This window comes from Leeuwenhoekiella nanhaiensis (genome assembly GCF_002744755.1).
In the GTDB taxonomy this organism is placed as follows: Bacteria; Bacteroidota; Bacteroidia; order Flavobacteriales; family Flavobacteriaceae; genus Leeuwenhoekiella; species Leeuwenhoekiella nanhaiensis.
The window spans coordinates 236,613-252,017 of record NZ_KZ319288.1 but is presented as its reverse complement, the minus strand read 5'-3'; the positions used below and the strand labels follow the sequence as shown (position 1 = coordinate 252,017).

Here is a 15,405-nt window from a genome sequence, read left to right as displayed (position 1 = left end):
TCTAGTTATTAAAACCTTCTTCCTTGTAGAAGGGGTAAACCATATTGCCCCGAGCATTGGTTTGCCTGATGTTGTATTCTATAAGCAGGCGTACTTCACCTTCCAGTTCGCGGCTGCGGTCATAACTCACACCCAGCAGATCAATACGTTTCTCGTGGTACAGAATCGCGGTGCGTATACGTTCTTCGATATAGGTGCGCGTTGAGAGATCAAGGGATTCAAAAATCAAATCCTGCATCGCACAGCCGTATTTGGGCAGCATCACGCGCTCACCCAGTTTGGTGCTCAATAAAATATGCAGGCTGGCATTGATGTCTTCTACACCCGAGGTCATTTTCGCTTTCCCCGACTCTTTATCAAAGTGCGGGGGAAATGCCCATCCTGTACCTAAAAATGCCAGATTGTCTTTCATTGTATTTTCTATTGACATCGCAAAAAGATCTAATATCTCTAAGCTTGCTTATACTTTCTTTAAATTTTAAATAGCCAAACAGGTTATCAACCTGCGGTTATCCTATTAAAACTGTGGGGTCACCTGCCATTATCGTCCCGCCGTGCGCTGTGGAGTCACCCATACGTGCTGCCGGCATTCCTTCAATCAATACTGTTGCAGAGCCCGCGATGACACTATCTGGCGGACCGGTACAGACCGCCATATCTCCCACGCGAGCAGCCGGTAGGCTTCCTATGAGCACAGTGGGTGCTCCCGGAGGTAAAATGGGTCCGCCTACGTGGGGTACAGGCGTTGGGCCGGGAATTACCTGTGGGCAAACGTGCATATCGTTAATACGTGCTGCTGGTGGCATACTTCTAATTTATTTGTACCAAAGAGCCTTTAAGCACGGCAACAGCGCTGGTAGAGAGTTCTGCTCCCGCGCCACCTTCCGCTTTAAATTCTGCATTGGCTTTGATGTTTACGTTAGTTCCTTCCAGATTGAGATCGCCGGAGGCCTTGATGTTGATATCGGCACTGCTGCTGATCTCGATTCCGTCTGTATTGAGAATGATGCTGTTGGCCCCGGCATCATCTATTTTGATTTCTTCTGCATCATCGTCTATCACTACGATGCGACCGGCCGGAGTTTCGATAGTGACGGAAGATTTTTCGTCATTGAAAAGCAATTTTATCCCGCTGCGGGTCACAAAACCTTTTTCGTGATTGTCGTCTGATGCGGCTAGCGGTGCCGGTTTGCTGCTGCTGTTCACACCGCCCAAAACCACCGCATAGTTGGGATCATTATTAATAAAGCCTACAATCACTTCGTCGCCTACTTCAGGTCTGAAAAAGCTTCCTCGGCTGTCTCCGGCATCAAGTGTGGCAACCCGTGCCCAGATTCCTTCTGAAGTCGCATCAATGATGGGGATGTTGACTAGAATACGGTCTTCACCCTCCGGATCTTCTTCCAGCTGAGTTACAATACCGGTTTGCAGGCCCTGTACCGCTGCGACGAGTCCTGCTGCGGGTTGAGAGTTTACGTTATAGGTTTCGCTAAACCATTTAGGCTCCAGACCAAACTGCGCATCAACCGTCCAGGTACCGTCTGCGATCTCGTGACGTACGCCGGTGATGTAGGCGTTGCCATTAAACCGGTTGCCTACGCCTTCCAGTTTTATAATGGTATCAGGCTTTACCTGTGGAATCCCAATAAACCGCACTCTACCGCGATTGCGGGCGAGTTCCTGTATTTTAGCTTTGGCATCAGCCCACTGTTGCAGTTGATCAGTGTTTAACTGTCCCCCGTGCTTAAGTGTCAGATTTTCGAGATTGATTATTTCTGAAAGTTCGCTTTTAGAAAGATTTCCGTTTAGGTTGACGTTAGCATCTGCGGCTTCGGTCTCTATGAGCTCCTGATCACCGGCATTCCAGCTGTAGGCGGTAATTTTTTTGAGTTGGTCACGGGCATCGATCTCACCGTCAAAAGCAAGCATGGTAGCGCCATAAGCCACGGTTTCTACCGGCTCCTGAGAAAGATTGGGTTCTTTGATCTGAATGTTTCCATTTTCTACAAAACCCAGTTTTCCATTTGCCTGAGCCCGCAGCATCAGGAAATCCCAGTCTGAAGTCTGGTACTGTACGAGCTCTTTATGAGTCACGTTTGTAGCTTCCACATCCGCAGAAAGACCGCTGTAGTTTGCAACGAGTTGTTCAATAATATCGCTGTCACTGCTTTCGTAGAAATAAGCGCTTTTAGTGCCCACGGTCATTTTAACCGCAGGATCTTTGCATTCTACGATGAGTGCCGAAGCAGCATCGCGAATTTTAATCCCGTGGCTGATGACAATTCCCTTGAAAATAGATTCTTCGTCACTGTGGTAACCGGCTTTGATTTCAATTTCACTGCCTGGAATAAACAAATCGGTGTTGCTCAGCTCAAATTCCTGACTGGCGGCTTCTCCATCCAGAATGATGAGTTGGGCATAGGGTATGCGGTTGACTTCCCGGTTGACCAATATGGATTTTACCGCATAAGCCGCAGAGAGCTGCTCGCCATTTACCAAAAGGGTAGTGGTAACCAAATCGGGATTTTGTGCGGTTGCTATGCTTCGGGAAGTATTCATAGATTACTAGTTAGTTTTTGATCTTCAGACGTGTTATGCTTTCGCCAGAGGCGGAAAAAATAACTGCTGTCCGGTTGTTAGTTTTCTAAAGTTGGTGATTCCGTTTACCCGGGCGACTTCCAGATAATACTTGCTGTCGCCGTATATTCTGTAGGTCATCAGCGGAAGCGTATCACCATCTGCTACGGTACGCATATGGGTGAGGTCTGGCGAACTGCTGTTTTCCTGAGCCAAACGTAATTCTTCGTCAACAGTTTCTTTAAACTTAGCTTTAATGACTGCCCGTAATGGTGTGCCATCAGGGCTGAATAGTTTAAACTCAATACTCATATTGAGCATCACACACTTAAAGATGAGGTTACCCCAGCGTATCTCCAGGTAGTAGGGTTTATGCTCTTCACCGGCATAGTCAAAAACCACCTTTTTAAACAGCTTAATATCATCAATGATACCCTGATCGCTACCCTGATCGTCGTGGGCGATGATGCCGGTGCGGTCAAAGAGAAACTCCAGATCCAGCTCTTTAGGCGCGATTTTATCAAAAACGGGTGCCGTGGCGCTACTGCCCGAAGCCTGCTCTTCCTTGTACTCAATCTGGTAATTGAGCACGTATTTCTCCGGATTGAGCAGCGTGGTAAATTGCCCGTCGCCCACCTTTTCTGTAAACTCAGGATCTTTGTAAGCCGAAATCTTTAATTTATCGTGTGCTCCGGTTGTCATTTAGCGTTCGTTTTTACGTTTTTCGATATGCGCTACCTGCTCTAAACAAGCCTGAATAATCGCATCTTTCTTGTCTGCCGGTGAACGTGAGGCTGAAGCGGTACTTTGCGCATCATCACTCACATTGATTTTGATATGTAGTTCTTTAATGGCTATGGGCATGGCTTAACTTTTAAAATAGTTGTAGGCGAGCTCAATGGTTTCTATCACCAGACTGTTCTCTTCGGCATTAAAGTCGCTTACGCTCCATTTAACCGGGTAGGCGTGAACCACATTCCAGGTTTTCAAAGGCTGATGCTCTTCGTTTAGCAATTTGACCATCACCCCGGTAGGTTTAAACTGAAAATCTTCAATCGCGTCCCGACACCAGGCAATCAAATCAGAGTCTGTGACAAGCCCGCGCTTGAGAACCAGATTGGGGAACTTAGTACGCACCGGCAACTTATGCTTAAAGCGATTTTCACCACCTTCGGCAAACTCTTCGGTCTCAATATCTACCGAAAGCCCGCTTACCGATTGAAACTCAAACTCACTGTCTTGCGTGACTCCAAATTCAACCTTAAAGTGAAAACCAACCGGCGGATAGTAAGTTGCCATTAACTTCCGTTTTGAATGGTTAGACCTTCGTGTGCGATTTCCATAGATTCAATAGCGACTTCATTGGCATCACCTTTTAGGTCTGTTGACTGAACCTTGATGGGGAACGCGTTTTTGACTTTCCAAACCACAACGGGAGCGTGCTCCTCGTTGAGCAGGCTGATGGTGATATCGCGTCGTTCAATGGTATTGAGTTTGACGGTATTCCACCAGGCGTAGTATTCATTATCAGCCAGAAAGGTGCCGCGTTTAAGCGTAATATTGCTGTATTTCTGCATTCCCGGCATTTTGATTTTACTGTACTCCGGGCTCGCTCCCTGGCGGTATTCGATGAGTTCGGTTTCAATATCAAGACCTGAAACCTCGGTAAAGCCTACGTTTGTACCTCCCCAATCTACCAGGAAATGAAATTTTACTAATGGATATGTAGCTGCCATCTTATCTGTTTTTAGTTATTGATTTTTTAAAGCTTGAAAATTCTAAGACTCCTGCATTTTGTGCGAAAACTTAAGAATGATGAATTCTGCCGGTCTTACTACCGCCATCCCGATCTCAATGTTCATAACCCCGTTTAGAATATCTTCGGCGGTCATCGTTTCGCCCAGACCTACGCGTACAAAGAAGGCGTCATCGGGTTTGGCACCGGCAAGCGCTCCTGCCCGCCATTGCAGATTGAGAAAGTTTTCAATCATCGCACGCACTTTTACCCAGGTGTTAGCATCGTTGGCTTCAAAAACAAATTGCTCTGTGGCCTTTTTAACCGATTCTTCAACCATATTGAAAAAGCGACGTACCGAGATATAACGCCATTCGTTGTCGTTACCGGCCAGCGTGCGGGCACCCCACACCATAATGCCTTTACCGGTAAAGGGACGGATTGCATTGATACTTTTACCCGCGACCACATCTACATTGATGTCCTTTTGTTGATCGTGATCTATGAGTTCGGTAACACCCACCACACTGTTAAGCGAAGTATTCGCGGGAGCTTTCCATACCCCGCGGTTTGCGTCAATACGTGAGTAAACACCTGCCATTGCAGCACTGGGCGGAAGAGTCAGATATTCACTTGCAATAGCATTCTTTATCGTTTTAAGTGCGGGAATACTTTCAACGGCAGAGTTTTCATAAATGCTTACATAACTGGTAACCGTGGTTCTGATATAATCTATAGCCGATTTGATTTCGGAATAGAGCGCGACTATAGCCGAGAGGTGAGCGGTGATCCCTGCTGCCTGATTAGCTGCACCATTAAAGTAGGTTCCGTTTGCTGTTCCCGTAGCATAATCCAAACCGGTAACAGATGCATTCAGCGCTAAAGTGGTTGAAAATTCATCTTCAAAGTCGGCTTTCATTTGCTGTATGGCTGCGATAACCGTATTTATTGAACCGCTGTTTACACTATCATCTAATTGAGCTTTAAGGTGTGTTAGTAAAGCTTCATTAGGTGGTGTAGCGGCGGTGTGCGTCAGGGCAAAATTGCTTGTGCCAATTTCCAGAGTATCGCGAACGAAGTCAATACCTTCGATATAAAAGTTTAATAAATCCTGGAATTTGCCTTTGGTGGTATCCTGCTTGAGAGCGGTCACCAGACTTTCGTACCGGGCATCAGCAGAGTTAGTCCCATCAGCAAGTGCGGTGAGCTGAACATCAATAGTCGCCTGGTCAGTTACGAGTTTGTCGAGTTGATCTGCCAGAGCTTTGGCACCGGCATCGTCAATAAGATCGGCAAGATTTACCGAAGCTCCGTTACGGCTTATTTTTCCTTTAAGACTGGCATAGCTTACCTCACGGGGCAGGTTTGCTTTAAGCCAGGGGGTATAGGCTGCACCGTATTTCAGGTTGTTCATTCCAATACCGTTTCTAAAATTTTGAATTTCGTCATCAAGGCTTAGAGCAGGATCATTTTGCAGATCAAGAATAGCGAAACGATCGCCAAGTTTTCCGCACTGCGCGAGCATTGCCTGATAAAAGCTATTCATGTCACTCTGTCCCATTAAACAGGCATCAGGCGCTACCAGCAGGGTAGGTTCATCAACTTTTGCAATGGCATCAAGGCCTTTCTTTAGAGCTGTAAGGGTAATGTTTACTCCGTCTGATTTACCCACACTAACCACATAACATTTACCGCCACCGTTTGCATAAAAAAGTCTCATAGCCTCATAGAGGTAGTAGTTGTCCTCCAGCTTGAGGTCGGTAACCTGATTGAGGTTGTTAAGGGTAACCGAATTGACTAAAATCTTCGGTGCTCCGCCAAAATGGGAGACAAACTCAAGCATTGAAGTTATTTTTTGAGGAGTGTCATCGAGTGACTTCCCGTTACGGTCTTTTGCCATATTGGTGTACCCAATAAAAGCCGGAATCGCAGTCTCGACCTGAGCAACGGAAGGAGGGAAGATGGAAATTTCTTCGACATAGACCCCCGGTGTTTTGTATGCAGATGCCATAATTAGTGTATTTAGTTAATATAGATTTTAGAATATGTTTTTAGTAGATTGCCAACAGAGTCACGCTCCCAAATAATATTTTGTGGAGATGCCGAAGGATAATCGGTGTTACCCTGACTAACCTCAATAATTCCATTTTGAGTGAGTGGCTTCGTATCAGGATCGGTGGTGTGAATTAGACTTTTGTCCAGCCCTGAGTAATAGTTCCAGATGGTTCTCCGGTTATCAAACCGAATATTGAAAACCGGTGTTTCCTGCGGAAGATTACCATTGGCCAATATAAGATGGTGACCGTTACCTGCACCGCGCATTTTCAGGGAAACTAAAACTTTAGACTGATTTAAGCGATCACTCGGATTGTTTTCAAACAGGTGTTCTTGCAGGTCTTCGCTTATGGTAAAATCTCCGGCCTCTCTTGTTTCAGAATGGGTATTGATAAGCGGTAATGAAGGATCGAATAAGTCATTATAATTTCGAAATAGCAATGGATACCGGCTAACATCATCCAGATCGCTGTAATTAAAAAAGACAGGATCTGTTATTTTAATTATAAAATGAAGTTGAAGATTTTCATCTAAATCAATAAGGGGTCTGTAACTGGTTGCATTGGGATTTTGTGCAAGGGCCTCAATAAAAATTTTAAAACCAGTTGCAGTGTTTTTAACAAAAAGCCTGTGGTTAACCAACTTGTGTCTGGTGGCTGATGTTGGACTAGCAAATGCAAACTGAGACCAGTCGTACTTTTTAAGTCGGGCAGTTTTAAGCGCAGGATTGTGATCAAAAACGGTCTCGCCATCATCCAGAAAATACCGGTGATAAACCTGTATTTCTGCTAACATTCTGTATGTGGCTGTAGAGCTCATTAGTTGATGTGTTTATACTGCGTTTGTACCTGAGTAAGTGGTGCACCCTCCTTAAGACTGTGTTCGCGCTCGAGGCTCAATAAATTCAGTTTGTAAAGAGCTGCCGGGTAAGCCTTACCACCGTGCATACTCCAGATGTAGTTGAGCTCTTCAAAAGTGGGCGTATAGAGATCTAGCGTAAAGTAGAATTCGGTTACATCACGCATCACCTGGGTATTGCGTGAAAACACGGTATTCTTATGGTTAAAGATGTTTTTTCCCTGAAAGAATGCAATGATCGCAGCTAAAGATCGCAGTGAAAATGCATAATCACTGCGGTTGCAGGTAAAAAGAATATAAGCGTGTACATTAACCGGATTGTTGGTGTAAACCGGATTTCCGTTTTGGAATCTCATATTGCGCTGGTTCTTGAGGCTGGTTTCTTCCTGAAGACTCAGCAAGGAGAGAATCACCTTATTATCTAAAGCCTCATTGTCTTTATTGGGATTGTCTATAAAATGCGCAATAGCGTCTAGCGCTACCTTATCGCTACCCAGGCCGCTATCATTTAGATAATTTGCCAGTTGTTCCCGTAGTATTTCAAGGGCTTCGTAAAGCATATTTTGGAGAGTGGTTTTTTTGTCTTCCTCAAATGTATTCAGGATAGCAGAAGGAGAGAGGCTGTAAAACCCTGAAATTCAGTATCTGATTTCCCTGTTTTTCAAAAGTGGTATATCCTTATCGGTTGGGGGTATTTCCCCCTATTTCGCATCCAGAGGCAGTAGGATGTGGTTTAAAACGGTACTTTAGAAACTGTAATTAAAAAATTAGAATTTATGAGTTTTATAAAATCAGGATGGGTTTTAGTTGCGTCCGTTTTATTTTTTAGCCTAATTGGTTGTGCGGAGCCGGAAACTAAAGTGGTAAAACCACCCAAAGGAGTTATTCCGATTAAAGAAGCTAAAATGCTTGATCGCACGTATGGTGAAACCCGCCACGCGCTTATTTCGGAGCAGTTAGGTATTAAAGATAACCGCTCCAGCTGGTGGTCAATTCAGGATCTTGAAGATTATATAGCCTATGCCCGGTCTCAGGCAAAAGAAAAAGGTCAGGAGGTAACTGGTCTTCGGGTGTATTTTGGGGCTTATCCCCGTTCATATGGCAATCAGGAAGTTGCGGGCTATTCTACGCTTTTTATTGTGCCTACAGGGACTTCCACAACCCAGCAGGGTAGTCTTAACCTCTTTAGTTCCTTTCAGGAGGATGCAGACCTTGAGATAGCCCCTTTAAATATGGGTCATTCGCGAACTCCGCCGGGAACAGGTTACTAATACATTTAATTTAATCGTGTATTTAATGCAATCCCTATACAGCTTGAGATGATTTATAAAAAATCAATCTAATACTTTAGTCATGAAAGAGTTGGGCGCGTATTCACAATACCTTGAGTTGATAGCGGTTGTTATTGGGATCGTAAAGTATAGAGAGTTTAAAGACTTTCAGTTGAAGTATGTATTTTTTTTTCTCATTTATGTAGCAATAAATGAAATCCTTGCCGGCATATCTTTCCCGGTTTTTGGATTGCCAAACTATGCCTTGTATAATGTTTACGTTTTAATACATTTCTGCTTCTTTCTTGCCTGGTATCATAGTCTATTAGATGGTGCTAAGCGGAAACTGGTACTGAAAATCTTTTTTTTCATCTTTCTACTATTTTGGACTTTTGAAAGCTTTTATCTTGACAATTTTTTAGGTGAGGATGTGACCTTATCTTTTACGCTTGGTGTGCTTTTTTTAATTGTAGCCGTTGGTTTTTATTTTATGGAAATGCTAACCCGTGAAGTTATTCTTCACATCACCCAATCGCCTTATTTCTGGATTTCCTTCGGTATTTTAGTGTATTGCGTAACTTATTTACCATTTTACCTGACCCTAAGTTTTATTAACCGTGAAAATCCTGTAATTCTGAATGTCACTTTGTTTTTGATCAATTGTATACAGTATTGTTGCTTCTCGATAGCCTTTATACAGGCCAATCGGAATAAAATAGAACATAAGTCTTAAAAGGATTTATAAATCTGAAAGATTAAAATTAACACAAGGAGGTATGAACCCTTTTTTTGAACAGGATGTATTGCCAACAATGGAGTTACTGGTCGTAGTATGCTCTCTTGTACTGCTTTTACTTTTGATTCTGGTTATTGTGTTGTTTTCTATTTTTCAAAAGCGCAAAATCCTATTTATTACCGAACGGAATAAGGCCGAATTGCGTTATCAGGAAGAATTAACCCGCACCCAGCTTGAGATTCAGGAAGCTACCCTGAAGAATGTGAGCTGGGAACTTCACGACAATATCGGTCAGCTGCTTTCAGTAGCTAATCTGGAGCTGAATATGCTTCACCGAAAGAATGAAATTGACCGGGAGAATACACTTGACGACATACGCGGACTGGTGAGTAAATGCCTTATGGAAATACGCGCGGTATCCCGAAACCTGAATAATGAGGTCATTACTCAGGTAGGTCTTGCAGAAAGTGTACGCTATGAGCTTAATCGCCTTGATAAACTGGGTATTTTAAAAACTTCGCTAATTGTAGAAGGTGATAACTGGAAACCTCCGCAAAATGATGCTTTAATCCTGTTCCGAATCATTCAGGAGTTTTTGACCAATGTGATTAAACATGCAAAGGCAGCTCATTTGCAGGTACTTTTCCGGTTTACCCGTGATCGTTTACATATTCTGGCAAAAGACGACGGAATCGGCTTTAATATAGAGCAGGTAAGTTCCAGTTCCGGTCTTATCAATATGCGCAGTCGCGCAGCACTTATCAATGCTGATTTTGATTTGTCATCCCAAAAAAGCAAGGGCACTTCTTTAATAATCAATTATTTGAGAAAATAGAAATGGCTTTGCTTCGTTATTTAGTTTTATATTTGAATAACCAAAAAGTCCCAACAACTAACAAAAATCTGAAATGATGACTAACCGCCTAGTAGGTGTTGTTGACGATCATGTTCTATTTGCGCAATCCCTTCAAGGGCTGATAAACAGTTTTGATGGTTTTGATGTAGCTTTTATGGCGCGCAATGGCAACGACCTGATCAATAAACTAAGCACCGTAACCCGTGACCCTGATATCATTCTCCTGGATATCAATATGCCCGTTATGAATGGTTTTGAGACGATTAACTGGCTTAACGAGCACAAACCAGACATCAAAACCATCGCCCTTTCTATGGATGACGATGAAGAAACCATCATACAGATGCTCAAAGCCGGCAGTAAGGGCTACCTGCTTAAAGATATACATCCAGACACGCTACACAACGCGTTAAAAGAAGTGGTAAACAAAGGGCATTTTTATACAGATAATGTGACTTCCGCTTTACTGAGTGGCTTTTCAAAACGAGATGATGAGGATGGGATTGCTTCATTTTCAGAACGTGAGCTCGAGTTTATGGAGCTGGCCTGCTCTGATAAAACCTATAAGGAAATCGCCAGTGAAATGTGCCTGAGCCCAAAGACCATAGATAATTACCGCGACACCCTGTTCAAAAAACTCGAAGTGCGCAGCCGCATTGGTCTGGTACTTTACGCATTGAAGCATAAGATCGTAGAGACCTAAAAGTATTTTCTTAAACGTTTAAAGATTTTCAGCTTTTTGGAATAGGGGGCATACCTGATGTTCAAATCGATCCAGGTTGCCTTATGTACCATAGATTTATTATGTGAAAAAGTATCAAAGGAATGTTTACCGTGATAAGACCCCAGACCACTGTTTCCTACGCCACCAAAGGGAAGCCGGGGATTTAAGAATTGCGAAACCACATCATTGATAACGCCGCCTCCAAATGCCAGTTCATTAAGTATTTTATTTTTCAGTTTTTTGTTTTTCGAAAACAGGTATACGGCTAGCGGTTTATCGTATTTCTCGATCCAATCCTGCACATCTTCCTGATTTTTATAGGTTAAGACAGGTAGAATGGGACCAAAAATTTCGTCCTGTAAAACTTCAGGTAATTCGTTGAATGCAATATCCGGATCAAGCATTCCCATATCCAGAATAGTAGGAGCTATATAGTTTTCTAAAGCATCGGAATCACCACCATATAGTACCTGTTGATCTTCAAGCAGGGCTTTGAGACGTTTAAAATTTGAGTTATTTATAATTCGGGCGTAGTCTGGTGACTTTTTAGGGTCAGAACCCAAAGCCCTCTGCAATTCTGTTTTTAGAGCTAAAAGCAGTTTGTCTTTTATGCCTTCCTCAACAAGAAGATAATCAGGCGCTATACAGGTTTGTCCCGCATTTACGATTTTACCCCAAACTATACGTTTTGCACTGAGCTCCAATGGTGCAGTCTCGTCTATGATACATGGGTTTTTACCACCCAACTCTAATGTGACCGGAGTAAGATGCTTTGCAGCTGCCTCATAAACAATTTTACCTACACGAGAGCTTCCGGTAAAAAAGATATAGTCCCATTTTAGGTTTAGCAGGGCTTTGGCTACCTGTGCATCTCCCTGAACCAGATCAACATAGCCCGGTTCAAAAACTTCGGCTATTATTTTTTCTAAAACGGAAGCCGTATTCGGCGTGAGTTCGCTGGGTTTGATAACAGCCGTGTTACCTGCAGCTATTGCCGCGATTAGGGGAGCCATTACCAATTGAAACGGATAGTTCCAGGGAGCGATAATCAGTATGCTGCCAAAAGGCTGTTTGTAGATTTTTGAAACTGAAGGGAAGTTCACCAGACTTGGCAGAACATATCGGGGTTTTGCCCAACTCTTGCAGTTTTTAATCAGGCTTTTTAATTCAAGCAGAACAATTAAAAATTCGCTGAGTTCCGTTTCATAAACGGGCTTTCTAAAATCCCGGTGCAGCGCGTCACAAATTTCATCTTCATAACGCAACAGCACGTTTTTTAAACGTTTTAAATGCTGAATACGGTAATAAACATCACGGGTTAATCCCTGATTATAAAAGTGTTTTTGTCTCTCAGAAATAGCCTGGAGATCGTTTGGAGCATTTTCTACTGTCGAGGTCAAGGTGTTGTTTTAATGATTTAGGGTCTTTCATATACGTTTAAACGAAAGATTTGGTTTTAATCCTTCGGTTTAAAAAGGCTCGCCGTCACTACAATTTGTCCTAAATGCCTTTGGCTGTGCTCGGCAGCGTGAAATAAAAGTCCTAAAGTAGTAGAAGGTAAGGCTTTTCTGCCAACTTTTCGCTCCTCAAGTAAAATGGAAGTTTCCAGCGTTTTAAAATAAGCCAGAGCTTCAGTTACTTTTTGCTCAAAGGCCGCGATTAATTCGTCAACACTGCTAGTTTCCTGCTCAGTTCCTTCGTTTCTCAAGTACTCGAATTGGGCTTCCGTTAGTTTTTCAGCTTTGGCATAAGTCATCATTCGGTCTAAGACCCCTGTTAAATGCTGAAGATGAAAACCCACGCTGGCTCTTCCTGCAGGTTTTGTCCACAGTTCCTTCTCGTCAAAACCTTCTAGCCAGACCGGTAACTCTTCACAAGTCTGCAATAGAGCGTGAGCTGCAGGTTGCAGAAGTTGAGGGACGTCTGGGACAGGTCCACGCAGCCAGACCTCAGGTTGCCGGTTCTTTTTCATCTACACAAGATTTTAGTATATACCAATCATCAATTTTTAAATGCTATTCGTGATGTAATTCCCTTTATGGGCTTTCCGAATTAATTCGTTGAAAGTTTAAAGCCCAAAACAACCGCCTGCTCGCTTCCGCCTCCAAAAAAAGAATGCACATAATCAAGCCTGAAAAACTTAAACTTGCCAAGGCCCAGATTGTCTAGGCCCAGGTTTAACTCGGTATAGGGCTTGTTTTCTAAAGTGGAGAGCGTATGCACGCCACCAATTAGATTAAGATTTAACGCGCGTATTCCCGGAATCTTACCCAGGATAAAACCTTTAAAGTTGTGCTCAACATGTACTTCAAAAAAGCTGTTTCTGGTGCTGTACTCATAATAGGGCATATTGTTGAAGCCTGTAAGACGCGTATCCCTGAAATTGAGGTAGGTGCGATTGCCGTTAAAATGCTGATAGTCCACAAAACTGATTCCATCTGCATTAAAAAAGGTACCGCCGCTGAATGCATATCCCAATATCCCTTTATTCCCCAGACTGAGTTCCTGGCGCAGCTCGGCTTTTATTTCGGTGAAATTGTACTGCTTGTCGCTACCTGCAAACGCCTGCTCAGCGCCTACAATTAAAGTAGGGTATTTAGACTCATCCAGATTGAATTTACCATCAGGGTAGCTCATATATTTTTGGTCAAAATGAATCACCGCCTGAAGGTTTAACTTTGCCAGACTGTGTTTATTAAAAGCCGCAGTGTTGAAATCATCCGGTGCCAGGGGATTGTTTGAAGTGTACCCAAAATCCCAGTCAAAAAAGGTCTGATCTGTGGTGTTAAATAGCGGACTGCGCTGCTCATAACCCAGTTGGGCGCTCAATTGCAATCCATTTACCAATTCTTCGCTATAGGCCAAACGCACAAACTCCAGATCATAGAGTTTTATATGATTACGCTTCCAGATGAGGGTAGAGAAGGAGTTGCCCAGTCTGGTGATGGGTTCTTCAGCATTAAATTGCTGCGCTTTGATACCTCCTGTAAGTGACAGCACACTTCTGCTGGTTCGGTTAAAGCGTTTGGCAATACGCCCCGTAAGCCTTAAGCGCTCATCATCCAGTCCATAATTAGCCTGCGCCGATACACTAAAAGCCTGCTTGTAATCTTCGGTCCAGCTGTTGTAAGATAGGCCCGCAAAGGCATTAAAACCCTGAACCGTATTGAAATTGATAGTCGTAATAGGGCCTTCGTAACTCAGCCTCCATCTCTTATATGAATTTTGATAGCTGTAACCCAGAATAGGATCTGCAAGACTAAAACGGTTCCTTACGCTGTCAACGGAATCTTTATATGGTTTTGAGTTGCGCTTTTCCTGCAAGCTGTCTTTAAACGTGTAGTCGTTGCGCTCCTCAAGCGTAAGCGGCACCGGGCGTGCCAGTTGCCAGAAAACCGAATCTTTTTTATTAGCCTCGGGTTTAAAACTCAGGACTTCGCGCGTAAAGGTGCCCCGCTCGAAATCCGGATTAAAATTGTAATTGCTGTAAACTGCGGTAAATCTTCCGTTACCACCAAAGCCCAGCATTTTAAAACTAAAGTCGATATTCTGGGAAATTTTAACCCATAAGTCCAGATTGGCGTCGTATTTAAAACTGTGTTTAAACCCTAAAAATTCAATAAACGGAACCTGAATTGCAGCCCCATTGGTAGTAAGGTCAACGCCATAAAGTTGCCAGTCATCCTCCACAATGTAGAGGGTTCCCCTAAAAATGCGGTCGTTTTCCCGTTTTGGGCTTACCGTGATTTTATTGATGAGCTTATCGCCTTCGCGAAAAGCACCTTCCAGCTTATAGGTGTAGTAATTAAAGGCATTGTCGGCCAGAGGAGAGACCAGCTCGGTGTTGACTTCAAGGGTGTTGTCGTAGAAAGAAAATTCGGCTTCCTGAGCGCTGTTAAAACTAAAACCGTTATCATCGCCACTTACTTTACTGGCCGTGATGGTTTCTTTAAAATCGTCCGGCTTTCGCACAGCGATTTTTGAAAGGGTTTCGCTCAAATAGACAATACCGCTTCGGGTAGAATCGAGCCCTCCGCCCAGATCGCCAATGTCCTGCCCAAAGAATTTTTCAGGGGCATTTTCTACGCGCCAGATTCCGCGGGAATAAAAATCTGCAGTATAGGCGTTTTTCTTTTCCAGAATTTGAGATTTTTTGGCAATAACAGCCCGTATAATGCGATCTGCAGGATTAGACTTTGCATCTACAACCACTTCATCAAGCGAAGTAGTTTCCGGCTTTAAAGTCACATCGAGCACATAGGGGAAGCGTTGTGGGTTGATTTCAATTTCCTGTTTGGTAAAGCCTAAAAATTGAAATACCAGTGTATAGGTTCCCGGTTTATCAAGTTGTAATTGGTAGGTTCCCGAAGCATTTGTCGTGGTGCCCAGAGTGGCATCTTTGACGTACACATTTACGTAAGGCAGGCTGTTGTTGTCTGCATCGGTAACCAGACCGGTAACCTGAGCCTGCAACGTAAAACTTAAAAGCAGCAGCGCGAAGAAAAGTAGTTTTTGAATCATAAATACCTGTTAGGCACCCTTAGGAAGGTGTAATTAAGTTAAATCTCTAATTTAAAGACGTCTGCCTCAGGT

The 15,405-nt window shown here is 43.4% G+C and carries 17 protein-coding genes; 4 read left to right on the top strand and 13 right to left on the bottom strand.

All coding sequences use genetic code 11. The features are described from left to right. Window position 1 precedes the first annotated feature (1 nt). The 10 genes from CJ305_RS04835 to CJ305_RS04795 all read right to left on the bottom strand — a co-directional run bounded on the left by CJ305_RS04835 (window position 2) and on the right by CJ305_RS04795 (window position 7,785). Window positions 2–430, bottom strand: a complete 429-nt coding sequence (locus CJ305_RS04835) for a GPW/gp25 family protein (RefSeq protein ID WP_223248798.1) — start codon at window positions 428–430, stop codon at window positions 2–4. A 79-nt stretch (window positions 431–509) separates the two neighbouring features. Further along, the gene (locus tag CJ305_RS04830) at window positions 510–806 is read right to left on the bottom strand and encodes a PAAR domain-containing protein (RefSeq protein WP_099645120.1); all 297 of its coding nucleotides are present in this window, start codon (window positions 804–806) and stop codon (window positions 510–512) included. Window positions 807–810: 4 nt separating this feature from the next. After that, window positions 811–2,559 carry a type VI secretion system tip protein VgrG gene (gene vgrG, locus CJ305_RS04825; RefSeq protein WP_099645119.1) on the bottom strand — a complete coding sequence of 583 codons (1,749 nt, stop codon included), beginning with the start codon at window positions 2,557–2,559 and terminating at the stop codon, window positions 811–813. A 33-nt stretch (window positions 2,560–2,592) separates the two neighbouring features. Further along, window positions 2,593–3,279 carry a CIS tube protein gene (locus tag CJ305_RS04820; RefSeq protein ID WP_099645118.1) on the bottom strand — a complete coding sequence of 229 codons (687 nt, stop codon included), beginning with the start codon at window positions 3,277–3,279 and terminating at the stop codon, window positions 2,593–2,595. Continuing rightward, on the bottom strand, window positions 3,280–3,441 hold the full coding sequence (locus CJ305_RS19425; protein WP_189319388.1) for a DUF5908 family protein: 162 nt from the start codon (window positions 3,439–3,441) through the stop codon (window positions 3,280–3,282). Between the two features lie 3 nt (window positions 3,442–3,444). Next, window positions 3,445–3,876: a phage tail protein gene (locus CJ305_RS04815; RefSeq protein WP_099645117.1), complete on the bottom strand. Its 432-nt coding sequence runs from the start codon at window positions 3,874–3,876 to the stop codon at window positions 3,445–3,447. Next, entirely contained in the window at window positions 3,876–4,313 is a 438-nt protein-coding gene (locus CJ305_RS04810) for a phage tail protein (RefSeq protein ID WP_099645116.1), read from the bottom strand. Before CJ305_RS04810 ends, CJ305_RS04815 begins: the two co-directional genes overlap by 1 nt. A 42-nt stretch (window positions 4,314–4,355) precedes the next feature. Next, a complete protein-coding gene (locus CJ305_RS04805; protein ID WP_099645115.1) occupies window positions 4,356–6,323 on the bottom strand; it encodes a phage tail sheath C-terminal domain-containing protein in 1,968 nt (655 codons plus the stop codon). A gap of 11 nt (window positions 6,324–6,334) precedes the next feature. After that, a complete protein-coding gene (locus CJ305_RS04800) occupies window positions 6,335–7,186 on the bottom strand; it encodes a hypothetical protein (RefSeq protein WP_099645114.1) in 852 nt (283 codons plus the stop codon). Then, window positions 7,186–7,785, bottom strand: coding sequence for a Pvc16 family protein (locus CJ305_RS04795; protein WP_099645113.1), 600 nt, complete (start codon window positions 7,783–7,785; stop codon window positions 7,186–7,188). The genes CJ305_RS04800 and CJ305_RS04795 overlap by 1 nt, the downstream gene beginning before the upstream one ends. Window positions 7,786–8,001: 216 nt before the next feature. Between CJ305_RS04795 and CJ305_RS04790 the strand changes: the two genes are divergently transcribed. The 4 genes from CJ305_RS04790 to CJ305_RS04775 all read left to right on the top strand — a co-directional run bounded on the left by CJ305_RS04790 (window position 8,002) and on the right by CJ305_RS04775 (window position 10,791). Further along, window positions 8,002–8,496 carry a hypothetical protein gene (locus tag CJ305_RS04790; RefSeq protein WP_099645112.1) on the top strand — a complete coding sequence of 165 codons (495 nt, stop codon included), beginning with the start codon at window positions 8,002–8,004 and terminating at the stop codon, window positions 8,494–8,496. An 82-nt stretch (window positions 8,497–8,578) separates the two neighbouring features. Next, a complete protein-coding gene (locus tag CJ305_RS04785; RefSeq protein WP_099645111.1) occupies window positions 8,579–9,229 on the top strand; it encodes a hypothetical protein in 651 nt (216 codons plus the stop codon). Between the two features lie 43 nt (window positions 9,230–9,272). Continuing rightward, window positions 9,273–10,067 carry a sensor histidine kinase gene (locus tag CJ305_RS04780; RefSeq protein ID WP_099645110.1) on the top strand — a complete coding sequence of 265 codons (795 nt, stop codon included), beginning with the start codon at window positions 9,273–9,275 and terminating at the stop codon, window positions 10,065–10,067. A gap of 76 nt (window positions 10,068–10,143) precedes the next feature. Further along, a complete protein-coding gene (locus CJ305_RS04775) occupies window positions 10,144–10,791 on the top strand; it encodes a response regulator (RefSeq protein WP_099645109.1) in 648 nt (215 codons plus the stop codon). Here the strand turns inward: CJ305_RS04775 and CJ305_RS04770 are convergent. From CJ305_RS04770 to CJ305_RS04760, 3 genes are all read right to left on the bottom strand, one after another. Next, window positions 10,788–12,212: an aldehyde dehydrogenase gene (locus CJ305_RS04770; protein WP_189319387.1), complete on the bottom strand. Its 1,425-nt coding sequence runs from the start codon at window positions 12,210–12,212 to the stop codon at window positions 10,788–10,790. The genes CJ305_RS04775 and CJ305_RS04770 overlap by 4 nt on opposite strands. Before the next feature lie 56 nt (window positions 12,213–12,268). Beyond that, window positions 12,269–12,784 (bottom strand): DinB family protein, encoded by a 516-nt coding sequence (locus CJ305_RS04765; protein ID WP_099645108.1) that lies wholly within the window; start codon window positions 12,782–12,784, stop codon window positions 12,269–12,271. An 80-nt stretch (window positions 12,785–12,864) separates the two neighbouring features. Further along, window positions 12,865–15,333, bottom strand: coding sequence for a DUF5686 and carboxypeptidase regulatory-like domain-containing protein (locus CJ305_RS04760; RefSeq protein WP_099645107.1), 2,469 nt, complete (start codon window positions 15,331–15,333; stop codon window positions 12,865–12,867). Window positions 15,334–15,405 lie beyond the last annotated feature (72 nt).